The 14,788-nt window shown below is 32.1% G+C and carries 15 protein-coding genes; 3 read left to right on the top strand and 12 right to left on the bottom strand.

Annotated features, from left to right (window positions below):
• Window positions 1-11 precede the first annotated feature (11 nt).
• The 10 genes from H6X70_RS11565 to H6X70_RS11520 form a co-directional block, all read right to left on the bottom strand.
• On the bottom strand, window positions 12-299 hold the full coding sequence (locus H6X70_RS11565; RefSeq protein ID WP_194767854.1) for a helix-turn-helix domain-containing protein: 288 nt from the start codon (window positions 297-299) through the stop codon (window positions 12-14).
• 93 nt (window positions 300-392) lie between these two features.
• Window positions 393-1,715 carry a hypothetical protein gene (locus tag H6X70_RS11560; protein WP_194767853.1) on the bottom strand — a complete coding sequence of 441 codons (1,323 nt, stop codon included), beginning with the start codon at window positions 1,713-1,715 and terminating at the stop codon, window positions 393-395.
• A 10-nt stretch (window positions 1,716-1,725) separates the two neighbouring features.
• Window positions 1,726-3,009 (bottom strand): site-specific integrase, encoded by a 1,284-nt coding sequence (locus H6X70_RS11555; protein WP_194767852.1) that lies wholly within the window; start codon window positions 3,007-3,009, stop codon window positions 1,726-1,728.
• A 265-nt stretch (window positions 3,010-3,274) separates the two neighbouring features.
• Entirely contained in the window at window positions 3,275-3,427 is a 153-nt protein-coding gene (locus H6X70_RS11550; protein ID WP_194767851.1) for a hypothetical protein, read from the bottom strand.
• Between the two features lie 168 nt (window positions 3,428-3,595).
• Window positions 3,596-7,018: a glycosyl hydrolase gene (locus H6X70_RS11545; RefSeq protein ID WP_194767850.1), complete on the bottom strand. Its 3,423-nt coding sequence runs from the start codon at window positions 7,016-7,018 to the stop codon at window positions 3,596-3,598.
• 393 nt (window positions 7,019-7,411) lie between these two features.
• Complete coding sequence (locus H6X70_RS11540) at window positions 7,412-7,867, bottom strand: TlpA family protein disulfide reductase (protein WP_228530344.1); 456 nt, start codon at window positions 7,865-7,867, stop codon at window positions 7,412-7,414.
• Between the two features lie 197 nt (window positions 7,868-8,064).
• Complete coding sequence (locus tag H6X70_RS11535; protein WP_194767849.1) at window positions 8,065-8,493, bottom strand: DUF5606 domain-containing protein; 429 nt, start codon at window positions 8,491-8,493, stop codon at window positions 8,065-8,067.
• A 54-nt stretch (window positions 8,494-8,547) separates the two neighbouring features.
• Window positions 8,548-9,138, bottom strand: coding sequence for a peptide deformylase (gene def / locus H6X70_RS11530; protein WP_194767848.1), 591 nt, complete (start codon window positions 9,136-9,138; stop codon window positions 8,548-8,550).
• Between the two features lie 123 nt (window positions 9,139-9,261).
• Window positions 9,262-9,672 (bottom strand): Holliday junction resolvase RuvX, encoded by a 411-nt coding sequence (ruvX, locus tag H6X70_RS11525; RefSeq protein ID WP_194767847.1) that lies wholly within the window; start codon window positions 9,670-9,672, stop codon window positions 9,262-9,264.
• 97 nt (window positions 9,673-9,769) lie between these two features.
• The gene (locus H6X70_RS11520; protein ID WP_194767846.1) at window positions 9,770-10,060 is read right to left on the bottom strand and encodes a hypothetical protein; all 291 of its coding nucleotides are present in this window, start codon (window positions 10,058-10,060) and stop codon (window positions 9,770-9,772) included.
• Between the two features lie 342 nt (window positions 10,061-10,402).
• Here H6X70_RS11520 and H6X70_RS11515 point away from each other — a divergent pair, with 342 nt between their 5' ends.
• From H6X70_RS11515 to H6X70_RS11505, 3 genes are all read left to right on the top strand, one after another.
• Window positions 10,403-11,218, top strand: a complete 816-nt coding sequence (locus H6X70_RS11515) for a 2,3,4,5-tetrahydropyridine-2,6-dicarboxylate N-succinyltransferase (RefSeq protein WP_194767845.1) — start codon at window positions 10,403-10,405, stop codon at window positions 11,216-11,218.
• Window positions 11,219-11,245: 27 nt separating this feature from the next.
• Complete coding sequence (locus H6X70_RS11510; protein ID WP_228530343.1) at window positions 11,246-12,265, top strand: glycosyltransferase family 9 protein; 1,020 nt, start codon at window positions 11,246-11,248, stop codon at window positions 12,263-12,265.
• A gap of 72 nt (window positions 12,266-12,337) precedes the next feature.
• Window positions 12,338-13,096 carry a glycosyltransferase family 2 protein gene (locus H6X70_RS11505; protein ID WP_194767843.1) on the top strand — a complete coding sequence of 253 codons (759 nt, stop codon included), beginning with the start codon at window positions 12,338-12,340 and terminating at the stop codon, window positions 13,094-13,096.
• Here the strand turns inward: H6X70_RS11505 and H6X70_RS11500 are convergent.
• Both H6X70_RS11500 and H6X70_RS11495 read right to left on the bottom strand, forming a co-directional pair.
• Window positions 13,085-13,876 (bottom strand): glycosyltransferase family 2 protein, encoded by a 792-nt coding sequence (locus tag H6X70_RS11500; protein ID WP_194767842.1) that lies wholly within the window; start codon window positions 13,874-13,876, stop codon window positions 13,085-13,087. The two genes, H6X70_RS11505 and H6X70_RS11500, sit on opposite strands and share 12 nt — an antisense overlap.
• 9 nt (window positions 13,877-13,885) lie before the next feature.
• Window positions 13,886-14,758 (bottom strand): hypothetical protein, encoded by an 873-nt coding sequence (locus tag H6X70_RS11495; protein WP_194767841.1) that lies wholly within the window; start codon window positions 14,756-14,758, stop codon window positions 13,886-13,888.
• Window positions 14,759-14,788: the final 30 nt, after the last annotated feature.

The raw sequence follows: 14,788 nt of genomic DNA, 5'->3' as shown, positions 1-14,788 counted from the left end.
TCAGACCTTTTTTATTTAGATAATGCTTCTAATAAATCGGATCTTCTGTATAATCGTTTACCACCTATGGTTACGCTTTTTACTTTTCCAGACTTTTCATAACGCCAAAGAGAAGTTATTGAACAACGTAATAGTTTTACGGCTTCATTTGGTGTTAAAAGTTCGTCTGGATCGTTTTCCTGTAAGTCTTTTTTTATTAAATCTGCGGCTGCCTTAGCTGTTTCTGGAATAGAATTTTGAACAGCTTGTTTTACTATCATCTGCAAATAGTCTTGCAGGTTTACATTTAAATCTGTCATTTTTTACAATGTTAATGTTACATTGCAAATATATCTTGTAATCCTATGTAATTAACTGAAAACCAGTTACTTGAAGATACTTGTAAAGTTACTTTAAGTAACCTCATCTTTTGTAATAGAGTGTATTTTTTGTCTAACTTCCTCAATATCATCATCATAAACAAAATGTGAACTAGGTTTGTTATCTATACGGTATAATTCGTTATCAGAACCTGTGTTAAAATAATTCTTTACCAAAACATCGTTTGCCTTAGGGTTAAAGCAAATCATTAAGTCTTTTCTACTTAATCCAGCTTTAGAACGCTTTACATATTTAATAATATTTTCTTCGTATAATACATAAATTAGGATAGCTAAATTTTTGCCATCTGTATTTTTATAAGTGTCATAAATCTTTGGCAACACCCTTTTTGCTTCATCAGTAATAACGAACTTATTAAACCCTTCTGGCAATTCATGTATCTTAGATTCTGAAACTTCACTTTTGTTATTACCAGTAAACCAAATAGATTTTTGTTTTTTGTATTCTGAAATATAATTTAATACCTGTGAATGATATCCGTATTTTTCAAACACACCCGGATTAATAACGAGATCAATATTATTTAAAATTTTTCCAGCTTCATTTTCTAAATAACTAATGGTTGATAAAGCTTCATTTTTTGAATACATACCTTTTAAGCTCTCTTTGAAATATTCTTTACCTTCTTCACTTCCTTTTATAAAAGCGTGTTGATATATCCTAATATCGAAACCATTTTCAATTAATGTATTATAGATTTCCTCATCTTGTAGGGTTGTATGTAAAAACAATAATGTGTTTCCAAAAACATTATGGCAAGCATATTTTTTACCTCCAAACTCTAAAGGACCTAACACATTAGAACAAACACGTTTGTATGTTTCGCTATTTTCTATAAGATGTTTAAAGCTTAAAAGGTTAATGTTAGGTTCTGAACTGCTTGACTTTATATCGTTTATCATAGATCTTAGATTGTTTAAATACTCTGCTATTTTCTTATTTGATGCAATCCTGTTTTTTAAAACAGGTTCTAATCGGTCTTGATAAACTTGCCTTTTCCCTTCTTCAGATAAAGATATTGTTAGTTCTTCTGTTTCGGTTTCCTTTTCTAGATCATAACCATCAAAAAGTAATATTCTATTCATAAAAAACTGTAGAACCTCAAGCCTGTTTTTACTGTGAAAATCTAAATTATCCAAACCTTCTTTTAGCTCAATTGTATGTCTTTTACATGCTTCTAATTGTTCGTCAATAAAATTTAATTCTGTAAAGTCGCCACCCTTATTTAAAAAATCATTTAATAGAACTGGATAAAGTTTCTTATAATCTTGAAATGTTATTTCGAAGTTTGAACCGTAACCAAACGCATTTGTATTTATTTTACTGCCTGCCATACTTCAATATTTAAACGTTTAATAATTGTTTGTAAGCATCGAAAACCAATTCTTTTTTAGGCTTCTGGATGTACGATAAAAATTGAGCTTCTGTGCTGTGATTTGTTATACTTATTAAATAAGAAGTTGGCAATTTTGTATAATAATTAGTGGCAAAAGACCTACGACCGCAATGGCTACTTATTAACTCCCACTTTTCAAACTCACCTGGTAAATCTCTAAAATGATGCTTTTTAGGTTTCACACCTTCCGGCGCTACGCAAATACGCTTTTTACCTTTCATAAGATCGTTTATACCGGCCTCTTTGCAAACCAATTTTATGGATTCATTATACTTTTGATCTGAAATACGACGCGGAAACTCGCCCTCTCTTTTATTTATGATGTTAATCACTTGGGGCAATAAAGGCACAATAGTTTCTTTTTGCGTTTTTTGTTGTCTAAATTCAATTACGGGTACTTCATTTTCATAACGGATCATACTTTTATCAAAACGCATAAAATCACTTATACGCTGGGCTGTATAACATGAGATTAAAAGCCAATCACGAGCATTATCTAACGACTCGGATAAATATTCTAATTTTTGAATTTTTTCTAATTCCTTAAAGGTTAGATAAGGCTTTTTAAACCTTTCTTTTTTTATTGACAAACCTTCTGTTTCAGGTGAAATATCTAAACCTTTTAACCTGGCATGTTTACACAATGATTTTATGTATGCGAATTCACGTTGCGTAGTATTAATGGAATATTGATTTTCGATATAAAAATCGAGAAACTTATTTTTAAAAGAACTGGTAACCTCACTTAATATAAACCGTTTACCTTGTGATGCTTCAAAACGTATAAGTTTATTTTTAATAACACCCCATTTTTTTACAGCGTTTAAACTCAAATCGCTTCCCCTATCTTTTTTATAAAAATCAATATATTCTATAATGCTTTCAGGAATTACATTTTCAATTTCAGGTTGTGGAGGGTTGTAATACTCGTGCACATTTTGAAGTAACCATTCTTTATTTATAATTGATTTGTCTTTTACACTTTTATAAGCATCTAAAATATGTTCGCTTAATTCTTTTTTAAGTGTATCAAGTTTTAACGCTAAATCTTTATTAGTTCCTGAAAATTTAGTTCCTGATTGGTATTTATCCCAAAAAGCATTTAAGACTTCAAATTTTGTAGGTGCATAAATACTTTTACGTGATTTAAACCCCTCTAATTGATAAACAAATCTTACTTGAATATTAGCTTCCTTTTTTGTAGAACGGTAAGCAAATGCAATTGTAGCCATGATATGATATATTTGAACATATCAAAGATAATCTATTGTGCACAAATAACACAAAATTTGTGCACACAATTGTTAACAATTGAAAAAAGACGAAAATACAAACGGAATAAAACACCTTACAATCCTTTGTTTTACTGCAGTTTACTGAATATCTAAAAACAATTGAAAAAAGATGAAAAGTATATTTGTGTTATTCTCGTGCGCACTTAGTTAAACCGAAAACTTTTAAAAGGCTTATTACTCCTAATTCTTATCATAGTCTATCTTAACGAAGCCAACTGTACTTTAACGATCGTGTAAAAAAGTTTCTAGATTTTGGAATGACGCGAAAATTCATGATTTGATATTCCCGACTTGGCGTATAAACGATCCAAGTAAAATCTATTATAACCTTGGTGTTTTTTTCAAAAGGAATCATATTCTAGTTTTTTTGGAATTTTAATCGTTATTTCTAAAAAAGAGACTGCTTGAAAAGTTTCTTTTATAAACTCATATTCAACTTATTAAACACATTAAATAATCGATATGTTTTCAACAAGTATGACCTATTGAACTCGTACTACTTTTCAAGCAGCTTTCAAATCTATTATTGCTTAACTATTTTTATAACCTTGGGTTCTCCGCTTATTTTCATAAAATAAACACCTTGTGGTAATTTTTGAAAATCCAATTTTTGCGCATTACTTCGAGCAATAACCTGCATTACTTTTTGTCCGCTTATAGTATATAGTTCGATGGTTGCCCCCGCAATAGCTCCTTTTACAACAACATCAGAATTTGTTGGGTTGGGAAATACTATTGCTGAATCATTTGGATGAGACACCTCGTCTGTACTCAAACTATTATTACCATCATCAACTTGTCCGCAAACATTAATTTCATAAATAGAATATGCCCAAGGTGTTGAAGCTGCAGTTATATTTAAGCGTAAATATTGATAAGATTCTAAATTTGCATCAATCACATCGGTTCTTTCGCCAGAAGCTAAACCACTAAATTTCTTAATATCAGTCCACGTTAAATCATCTGTTGAACCTTGAAGCGTATAATCGCTCGCATTAGCGGTCTCCCAAGCAATACTTACTTCAGAAAGAAGCCATTGTTTGCCTAAATCAAGATTGAAAGTACATGGTGTAGTAGATTCTGCTATCCAACGTGTTCCTAAATCCCCATCAACGGCTGCTGATGCAGAACTATCTCCTGAAGTAGCGCTTGCTTGCCCGCTAATACTGAAACAACCTTCTGGTTTCTGACCAGTTTCAGGAAGATCTGGATATGTTACTAATGTTTTGGCAGGCACATTAAATGTTGCTATTTTATTTCCAAAATAATCGGATACCACACATTCTTTTTCAGCATCTGAAGGATTAAAAACTACAGCATGTGAAAAATTTCCGTTTTCTTCAAACACACTACTTGTTGGGAAGTTTGTGTAATAATTAAAAGAAAAATCACCTAAATTTTGAATAGCATGTGTGTAGAAATAAGTCATACCAGACACCTCATAATCCATAATATAATCCGGATTATTTTCATCTAATGCAAGATTAGACTGCATAAAATTTGAAACATATTCAGGATCAAACAGCAATCTGAACCCCAAAGCAACTTGTGCCCAATCATCGCCAAAATCAATTTCTCTAGTATGCCCATCTATCGCCATAGATTCACTCATCATATCCGAATATTCTTTAGCTGCCCAAGTTTTATTTTCAGCTAAATACTTAAAACCTGGGGCTACTGGTAAATACTGAATGCCATGAATATGTACGGGACTTCCACTAAAATAAGTTCCATATGAATAGCCACCATTCCATAATATTCCTACCATATCATGAGAGTAAGCTTCAGGAAGGGTTTCTTGATCCCAATCAAACCAATATTCCATAGTAGCCGCTGCTTCACTTCGATATCCAAAAGCACCAGCATCACGCATGGCACTATTATTCAAAATATCTCCCAATAGGAACATCCCAATCCAAGATTGCATGGCTTCAGAAGTAGATTCTTGATTGTTCCCGCCTCCAGAACTGGTCCCTCCTGCGTAAGAATGTCCTATCCATGGATCGAAAGTTCTAAAATATGGTAAGAAATCATCGTCTCTTTCCCAATTGGCATATTGCTTACAAACAAGCTCTAACATCCCTTTATAATCGTTTAAAAAATCACTATCAATCATGCCGTATAAAGCTGCAGCATGAATTAAATAACCATAATGAAAATGATTATCGGTAAACTGCGCCGAACCATAAGATTGATCGAAACCAACCAATGCTTTCCAACGGTCGTAGCGTGCAAAATAATGGGCTGTTTCCCCATTGGTATAGGTTAGCCAGTCTACAAGTGATGCTTTTGCTAAAGCTTTAATTTCTTCATAAGCTTGATGGTCTAACTCTTTAGCCATTAAAGCATATTTTGCTATATTTACTAGGTCTTTTCCGCCCCAATAAGTATCATTTCCATACGTTTTTCGTTGCGATGCAAACTTAGAAATAAGTTCATATTGTGCATTAGCGTTATAAGGACTGGCATCATTTTCATTTTTATAAGGCGACGTAAAACTTGGCAAAATACCTCCAAAATTATATGAAAATGAGAAAGATTTGCCAATGGCTGTTTTTAAAACACCTCTTGGAGAAACATAATTAGTATTTGTGAAATTAACATCGGTAAAAGTGGTGTTTTTATATTGATGCGGAATAAATCCCTGAATGGTATTACCATTAGCTTCTCCATTTAAATTTTCGGTAGCAATCTCCCAAGTTGTATTCACTTTTCCGGCATTAACATCGTAATCATAATTTACAATGGTTTCTACAGGTTTATTATGCGCATAATTTTCATAAGTACTAAGGTCGCTATAATCAGTTAAAGCAGAAATTACAAAATGATTTTCTGCACCATTCATATTTATCACCAATTTTTCTACTTGCCCAGCAGCAGATTCCCAACGTGTGCTTGTGTTTCCATCGACAGCCAAATGAGGTGCATTGTTATTTTCTTGAGACGATGCGACTGCAGTTTTATTTAATGCAATATTTGTCGCATTACTATATATTTCAATCTCGTATAAAGAATATTCATAATTGCTTCCTTTTTCGGTTAACAAAATTCGAACATATCGACTAGTTATCGAAAGATTAAAACTATCTGTACCGCCATTTCCATTGGTTACAGTTTCAATAGTAGTCCAATCAGAATTATTATTAGAAACTTGAATGCTATATCCTGATGCAAAAGCGGCTTCCCAAATCAAGTTCATGGATGATATTGGATATTCAGCCCCCAAATCGACAGAGATATAAGTATCTTTATTAATGTTTGCAGTAGCGCCATCGCCAAGATGAATTCCAAACAATCGCCCTTCTGTTTCTAACACAAATTCGCCCCCAGCAGCAATTGGAAATACTACAGGGTCTCCTGAAGCTGTAAAATACGTCGCTGTTGTGTTGGAAACCAGTATAGGATTAATACCTTTTGTTTCAATTTGAGTAAATGGTATCCCGTGCGCCATGGTCACATTCATATTTGCGCCAGTTTCTGCATCTGGCATCCCCATAACAACCGACCAATCGGTCCAATCAGCTGCAATGGCTTTGTCTGGCGTATAATTTTCTGCTTTAATTATGAGCCCATTGCCCCGCTCAAGATTTGTTCCATCTTGTGTAAATCCTATTGGATATTGCACTTTTAAACCCTCGGAAGTAGGCTCTAAAATTAAAGGATAAGCATATAATAAACCACCATATTGATCGATTAAAAGGCGAGTCCACCAATCGTTTGTTGGTATGGGTCTAGTTTCTCCGTCTGAAACATAAATCGGGTCGTTGTATACAAAGTCATAATCATTGTAATAAATGGTACCATCCCATTCAAATTCTAATTCCTGACTCGGCGGAAAAGAAGCATAACTTCCAGATCCAACAGGAACAGGCGTTTGAGCAAAACTAATATTTGAAATAAAAACAGATAATGTGACCACAAGAAATTTGTAGTTTTTAGAAATCATAATTATTGGTTTTAATTGTAATTGGTTTAGTTGTTGCAGGAAAATAATTGGTATTATTCCTACGAAAACACAATAATATTTGAAATGTTTATAATTACGATATTATATAAGTAGATTAACTCTTTACATACGTTTCATCGATGTATGCACAATTACTACAAAACAACATAACAACTTAACATAAAGTAACTTATGCCAGTAATTTTATTTACACAAATAAGCCCTTAAGAATAAATAATCTCTTTTTTATAAGAAGAAATGAACTAGAAAAAAACTTAAATATTTAAAATATGGTAAGATTTTTATAAAGATTTTTCTTAGAATACTGTTTTCTGAGACCTATTTGAAGGAATAGGGTTTATCTGAACAGATTGATGGCATAATTATTTATCACTACAAATCCACGCTCAATAAAGCATCAATAGTGTTTCTTACACGATCACTATTCCAATTAGCAGCTCCTGTTTTATCGATAACAACATGCCCCGATTTATCTATTAAAAAGGTTCTTGGAATACTGGTTACATTAAAAAATTCTGGAGATTGTGTGAGTGGCGTAAACGGTTCAAAAGTATAACCTTTGTCTTTTAAAAAGGCATTAATTTTTTCAGGCGACTCATTAGACACAAAAACGAAAACCACCCGATCGTTATAATCTGAATAAAGCGCATCTAAGCTTGGCATTTCTGCGATACATGGCGGACACCAAGTTGCCCAGAAATTAACTAAAACCACTTTACCTTTAGCGTTTTCAAAATTAAATAGAGTACCAGATTTGGTTTGAAGCTGCCAATTATAATCGGTTAAAACCTGTTGTTTAGTCTCTGAAATAGTTGACGGATAAAGCATGCCAATCCTCTATTTAACCAAATTTGAATAGGCTGACGTGTTTTCGGAACTAGTAGCAAAACTATAAGCACCAAAAAAATGAGGTTCTTCAGACTTAAATGAGGTTTTGAAATTTTCATTTGATAAAATTAACGAAAAGCCATAAAAAAACCTCCTTAAAAAAAGGAGGCTTATATTACTAGTAAGGCGTTTGCTTATTATTCTTCATTTGAAGGTTTTGCAGCATCTTCGTCATCAACCAAATTATCTAACATATTGTGCTGTTGTAATAAGTTATACCACTGTATTACTTTTTTAATATCGCTAGCATACACACGATCTTCATCGTATTCTGGTAATATTCCAAAGAAATATTCTTCTAATTTATCTTTACTGTCTTTAGGTTTTACAGAAGCTGGTGCACCATTTTCTTTCTTCTTAATGTTCTCTAAAACTTGTTTTAAAGGCACTTCTTCGTTTAAAGTATAAATAGCAATTTCGCTTAATACACTAACATTATTTTGTGCACTTACAGAAATACGCTTACTATCGATTAAAGATTCTGCAACAAAACCACCGCGTGTTTGTGTTACTAATTTATATAATCCTGGCTTTCCTGCAATTGATATAACTTTTTCTAAACTCATATATTACTTTTTAAAAGTGGCAAATATTAAATGTTTATTGATGTCTTGCAAATATTATCGTTTCTTTTTTTGATCTGGGAAACGCATTCTATAATCTACATTTATCTTTCCTTTTGATATGTTAGAAAGCTTGCCTTTTATTAATCGTTTTTTTAAACTCGATAATTTATCAGTGAATAATACCCCGTCTATATGATCGTATTCATGCTGAATAACTCGCGCCACTAAACCATCAAACGATTCGGTGTGTGCTTCAAAATTTTCATCTAAATACTCAATGGTAATGTTTGGTTTTCTAAAAACATCTTCACGAACATCTGGAATACTTAAACACCCTTCGTTAAACGCCCACTCATGACCACTTTCATCAATAATCTTGGCATTTATAAACACACGTTTAAACCCGATTAAAGCTGCTTTTTCGTCTTCTGATAAATCATCATCCTCTGAAAAAGGTGTGGTATCTATAACAAATAATCGAATTGGTAATCCAACTTGAGGTGCTGCCAAACCAACTCCAAAGGCGTTATACATGGTTTCGAACATGTTCTCTAACAGTTCATCAAGTTTAGGGTAATCTCTGGTTATGTCTTTAGCTTCCTTTTTTAAAACAGGATCGCCGTAGGCTACAATTGGTAAAATCATTATGTGCTTTTATTAATGTCTGCAAAAATACAACACTTCTTTATAAAAAGACATAAAACTAAGTGTATAGTAAAAGTATTTTTCATCATAATTAAACAAAAAACATACAATTGGTACTATCAATTATAATTTATGCAGATAATCTTGTAAAATTATAGTCGCACTAATTTCATCTATTAGCGCTTTATTTTGTCTTTGTTTTTTATTTAAACCACTATCTATCATGGTTTGAAAGGCCATTTTTGAGGTAAAACGCTCATCGACACGCTTAATTGGAATGTTTGGGAACGCTTTTTCTAACTTGGCTAAAAACGGAACAATATAGGCTTCACTCTGCGACGCTGTATTGTCCATTTGTTTAGGTTCGCCAACCAAAAACAATTCGACTTGTTCTTGTTTCGTATAATCTTTAAGAAAAGTTAATAACTCTTTAGTATTAACCGTGGTTAATCCTGAAGCTATAATTTGCATAGCATCGGTTACAGCGATTCCTGTTCTTTTGGTTCCATAATCTAATGCTAAAATGCGTGCCATACTTTTTTTTGCAAAATTAAGTCTTATAAAAATAAAGACCGCCCTTTCAGACAGTCTTTATTCGCTTTTAAAGCTAAAATATTTTTTATTATTTGATTTAAGCCAAGGCTTCCATGATCATTTTTGGAAATACAATGGTTATGTTTCTTACTTTTTTCTGTCGGTTAAAATACAAACGAATATCGCTTTTTTTGAAATCAGCCAAAGGCATCATTTTTAATTCGTTCACTAATAAAGCGCTGCTGTCAGGCTTTAAATCAACTTTAACATCTTTTAAAATTGATTCCGTTTTAGTTGCTTCAACTTCTAAAGGTGTTTCTTTTTTTTGGGCGTATCCCACAGAAAAAAAGAACAAAAAAATGAATACAAGGTGTAAATTTATTTTCACGTGCTCGAAATTAGTTGGTTAGTTGATTATTTCCCTCAAAATACATCCAATAAAACCCATAACTGCTAATAAACTAGCTATATTCTAAAATTAAATCGTTTACTAGTTCTGTTACAAAATTTCACTAAAGTATCGATTAAGTGCAAATTACGCCGATAAATGTAGTTAATAAAATGTTATTTTCCAATTTTATCTTTGTTAAAATTGAAAAGGTATTGCGTTTCTCCTAATAAAAACAACAATTAAATTTCTTCTTTTCTAATACAAACATGCTTATTAATTTAATAAATACATTCCCTTTTTAAATGATAGCTAGTATATTTGCTTAAAATATTTATATCAATGACAGAATTACAACAAATCATAGAAAACGCTTGGAATGATAGAGCGCTTTTAAGTGAGGACAAGACAATCGCGGCAATTAGAAAGGTTGTCGATTTATTAGACGCTGGAGAATTAAGAGTTGCAGAACCTGTTGAAGGTGGTTGGCAAGTTAACGAGTGGGTTAAAAAAGGTGTTGTTTTATATTTCCCAATTCAAAAAATGGAAACTATAGAATGTGGCCCTTTAGAATTTCACGATAAAATTCCTTTAAAAACAGGTTATGCTGAAAAAGGTATTCGTGTAGTACCTCACGCTGTTGCAAGACACGGAGCTTATATTTCGGCTGGAACTATTTTAATGCCTAGTTATGTAAATATTGGTGCTTATGTAGATGAAGGTACTATGGTTGACACATGGGCTACGGTTGGAAGTTGTGCACAAATTGGTAAAAACGTTCACTTATCTGGTGGTGTTGGTATTGGTGGTGTTTTAGAGCCATTACAAGCTGCTCCAGTAATTATTGAAGATAATGCGTTTATAGGAAGCAGATGTATTGTTGTTGAAGGTGTTCGCGTTGAAACTGAAGCGGTTTTAGGTGCTGGTGTTACCTTAACAATGAGTACAAAAATTATTGATGTAACTGGCGATGAACCTATAGAATATAAAGGTGTTGTACCTGCACGTTCTGTTGTTATTCCTGGTAGTTATGCTAAAGAATTCCCTTCTGGAACTTACAATGTACCTTGTGCTTTAATTATTGGTAAACGTAAAGAAAGCACCAACAAAAAAACATCGCTTAACGATGCACTTCGTGAGCACAGTGTAGCGGTATAAGTGAATATTCTTGTTATACAACAAAAAATGATTGGCGACGTGCTTACAAGCAGTATTCTGTTTGAAGCACTTCGCCATAAATATCCAAACGCTCAATTACATTATTTAATTAATGAGCACACCTTTCCTGTTGTAGAAAACAATCCTTTTATAGATGATTTTATTTTCTTCACTAAAAAAGAAGAAACGAGTAAAAAGGCATTACTTCAATTTGCAAAGCGTATAAAAGCTAAACAATACGATATTGTTATCGATGTTTATTCTAAAATTTCTAGCAATATTATAACCGCTTTTTCTCAGGCTAAAACTAAAATTTCTTATCATAAACCTTACACCACTTTTTTATACCATCATAATATTAAAAGAGTCAAAGATTTAACTGGTGGGAATTTAGCCATTTTGCACCGCATGCAATTGTTAGAACCCTTAGGTATTGAAGCCTCGTCTATCAGTCCGAAAATATATTTAACTGCTGAAGAAATTTCGAATAGTAAAACATTTCTTGAAAAAAACAACATTCAATTAGACCAGCCTTTGTATATGATTGGTGTATTAGGCAGTGGGCCCAATAAAACATATCCCTTCAGCTACATGGCCCAAATTATTGATGCTATTATTGCTGAAAAACCAGATGCTCAAATACTATTTAATTACATTCCCAATCAGAAAACAGAAGCTGAAAGTATTTATAATTTATGCCAACCTGTAACTAAAAAACAAATTTATTTTAATGTGTTTGGTAAAAGTTTACGTGAATTCCTAGCCATAACAAAGCATTGCAATGCTTTAATTGGTAACGAAGGTGGTGCTATAAATATGGCAAAAGCATTACAAATAAAAACCTTTGCTATTTTTTCGCCATGGATTGATAAAAACACATGGAATCTTTTTGAAAACAACCAGAATGTAAGTGTACACTTAAAAGATTTTAAGCCAGAAATTTATAATAAACCAGAAAAAGCATTTAAAGGAGAAGCGACTCAGCTTTATCAAGAATTTAAGCCTGAACTGTTTATAGAGCAACTAAAAAACTTTTTAAAAACATAGATTTCGCTTTTCTAATAAATAGCCAAAAACTTAAGTTATAATAGCTATTTTTACCAACAAACGTTTAATAATTTGACGCATTCAAAAAAAATATCTGCTTTAATAATTACTTTAAATGAAGTAAATCATATTGAAGATGTTATAAAAAACATCAGCTTTGCAGATGAAATTATTGTTGTGGATTCCTTTAGCACCGATGGTACTTTTGAAAAACTTTCAGCATTAAAAAACGTTACAATCTTTCAGCGTGAATTTAAAAACTTTGCCGATCAAAGAAATTTTGCAATTCAGCAAGCCAATCATGAGTGGATTTTATTTATTGACGCCGATGAACGTATTACAGACAAATTAAAAACAGAAATATTAGAAACCATAAACCAACCCCAAGATGCTGTTGCTTTTATGATAAAACGTCTGTTTTTCTTCAAGAAAAAACGCATTCGTTTTAGTGGTTTTCAAACCGACACCACCTACCGCCTGTTCAAAAAAGATAAGGTGACTTATATAAAAGACAAAATAGTACATGAAATGCCACAAATAGATGGCAAAAGTGCGCTTTTAGAGCATAATATCCTTCACTATTGTTTTGATAGTGCTGCCCATTATAAGTCTAAAATGGAACATTATGCCAAACTAAAGGCCATAGAGTTGCACAAAAAAGGCATAAAACCCAACTTTTTTCATTTTTACATCAGGCCTTGCTATAAATTTATAGTGAATTATATTTTCAGGCTAGGCTTTTTGGACGGCAAAGAAGGTTTCGAAATTTGTTATTTAAGTGCTTATGGTGTGTATTACAGGTATCAAATGTTGAAAACATTAGTTGACTAAATATTTATCTACACCATTTACACACCAAACTGCTTTTTCTTTAATGGTTTGTTGTTCAATATTATTATTAGCTTCAAGTTGTGCTTTTGACTTTTCCACGTGGAAAATATGAAAAACAATACCTCTATACCGTAATCTTCTAGATTGTAACCCGAAATTATGAAATCGTAATGCCAATTCAGAGTCTTCTCTACCCCAACCTTTTATATCTTCATTGTAACCATTAACAGCAACAAAATCACTTTTGAAAAATGAAGTATTACATCCTCTAAATTTTTTAGAAAACTCATCCTTCTTAGTGTACAAACTGCTTAGTATAGGAAAATGTAAAGCACGAGTTCTTTTTTTAATTCCTCTAGAAAAAGCAGAAAATTTAATCTGTTTTTTTTCAAATAAAGCAGGCAAATACGCTTTTTGTATATTCACACGACTTCCATATAAATAGCCGTTTTTTATTGCAAAATCAATATGATCTTTTACAAAGGCTCGATGTAAAATACAATCGCCATCTGCTTGTATAATATAAGTCCCTTTTGCTTTTGCGATAGCTTTATTTAATATAGTTGCTTTAGTAAACCCTTCATCTTCATGCCAAACATGAATTAGCGGCACTGGAAAATTATTTTTATAATGCTCTATCAGGTCTTTTGTGTCTTCCTTAGAGCCATCATCAGCTACAATTACCTCAAACGGTAATACTTGTTGAGCTTTTACGCTTTCAAGAACAAGCTCTAAAGCTTCGGGCCAATTATAAGTAGATAATATTAAAGTCGCTTTCAAATGTTTTCTTTATTTAAATAGGTATTTGAAGAATTGTCCTAAATTTTTTTTAAAAATAAAAAAATCGGATTTATACAATGCTTTTTCTTTTTCGTTTCTGAAATTTTCAAAAAGCTTTTTGAAATTTTTTCCTTTTACAAAATCTAAATGTTTCCATTTTTCAGGTTCTAAAAAAAAGAAATTTTCAAAGTCTTTATAATTGGTCTCGTTTACAGCATCCCATTTTTTCATAAACCCTTCCAGATCTACTTCTTCATTGTGTCCCCAATTAGTAAGTTTTTGTACTAAATCTTTTCGATCTCTAGCCAAACACTCATGTAATATTAAGGCATTAAAATACACAACTTTGCCTCTGGTTTTTCGCCCTATTTTATAATCTGGATAATTGGTAGCCACCACCGTTTTTGTTGCTTCATTTACATACAAATAACCGTTTTCGGTCTTTTTATATAAACTCACATGAAATGGCTGAATTTGTATTTTATGCTTCTCGGGATTTACTAAATAATGGTTTTTACTTTTCAGGAAATCAACAAAACGCTTAAAATTTATAAAATATTCATCAGCATCTAATTGAATAATCCAATTTCCCACTCCCATTTTTTCTGCCAACATTTTTCGTTCTCTAACTTCACAAGCCATGGTTGACAACTCAGGAACATAAAAGCTTTCCTCAAAAAGTTGAATTTTATGTTCGGTATCAAAAGCCTTTATCCAAGTAAAAAAGTCTTCCGAAATATCTATAGATGCACCATTCCAAGTTTTTCTATTTATATCAACCGCTAAAAAAATAGTATCTGCTTCACTATAAACCAAAGGAATAGCATTTTTTAGAAGCTGATAATCATAAGACACTAAAAAGCCTACTTGGATTTTATTCATAAAAAAGTAGTTTGAAAACTGAAAAACAAA

Source organism: Tamlana sp. I1, assembly GCF_015355625.1.
Taxonomy (GTDB): Bacteria; Bacteroidota; Bacteroidia; order Flavobacteriales; family Flavobacteriaceae; genus Pseudotamlana.
The sequence above is the reverse complement of the archived record's forward strand: the minus strand, read 5'-3'. Positions and strand labels throughout refer to the sequence as shown.

What these genes read in the sequence shown, in the direction of transcription:
- H6X70_RS11540 (WP_228530344.1), bottom strand. Translation starts at nt 7,867, where the DNA reads ATGCTTTATCCGTCAACTATTTCAGAGACTAAACAACAGGTTTTAACC.
- H6X70_RS11565 (WP_194767854.1), bottom strand. Translation starts at nt 299, where the DNA reads ATGACAGATTTAAATGTAAACCTGCAAGACTATTTGCAGATGATAGTA.
- H6X70_RS11535 (WP_194767849.1), bottom strand. Translation starts at nt 8,493, where the DNA reads ATGAGTTTAGAAAAAGTTATATCAATTGCAGGAAAGCCAGGATTATAT.
- H6X70_RS11550 (WP_194767851.1), bottom strand. Translation starts at nt 3,427, where the DNA reads ATGATTCCTTTTGAAAAAAACACCAAGGTTATAATAGATTTTACTTGG.
- ruvX (WP_194767847.1), bottom strand. Translation starts at nt 9,672, where the DNA reads ATGGCACGCATTTTAGCATTAGATTATGGAACCAAAAGAACAGGAATC.
- H6X70_RS11495 (WP_194767841.1), bottom strand. Translation starts at nt 14,758, where the DNA reads ATGAATAAAATCCAAGTAGGCTTTTTAGTGTCTTATGATTATCAGCTT.
- H6X70_RS11510 (WP_228530343.1), top strand. Translation starts at nt 11,246, where the DNA reads ATGATTGGCGACGTGCTTACAAGCAGTATTCTGTTTGAAGCACTTCGC.
- H6X70_RS11515 (WP_194767845.1), top strand. Translation starts at nt 10,403, where the DNA reads ATGACAGAATTACAACAAATCATAGAAAACGCTTGGAATGATAGAGCG.
- def (WP_194767848.1), bottom strand. Translation starts at nt 9,138, where the DNA reads ATGATTTTACCAATTGTAGCCTACGGCGATCCTGTTTTAAAAAAGGAA.
- H6X70_RS11560 (WP_194767853.1), bottom strand. Translation starts at nt 1,715, where the DNA reads ATGGCAGGCAGTAAAATAAATACAAATGCGTTTGGTTACGGTTCAAAC.
- H6X70_RS11555 (WP_194767852.1), bottom strand. Translation starts at nt 3,009, where the DNA reads ATGGCTACAATTGCATTTGCTTACCGTTCTACAAAAAAGGAAGCTAAT.
- H6X70_RS11545 (WP_194767850.1), bottom strand. Translation starts at nt 7,018, where the DNA reads ATGATTTCTAAAAACTACAAATTTCTTGTGGTCACATTATCTGTTTTT.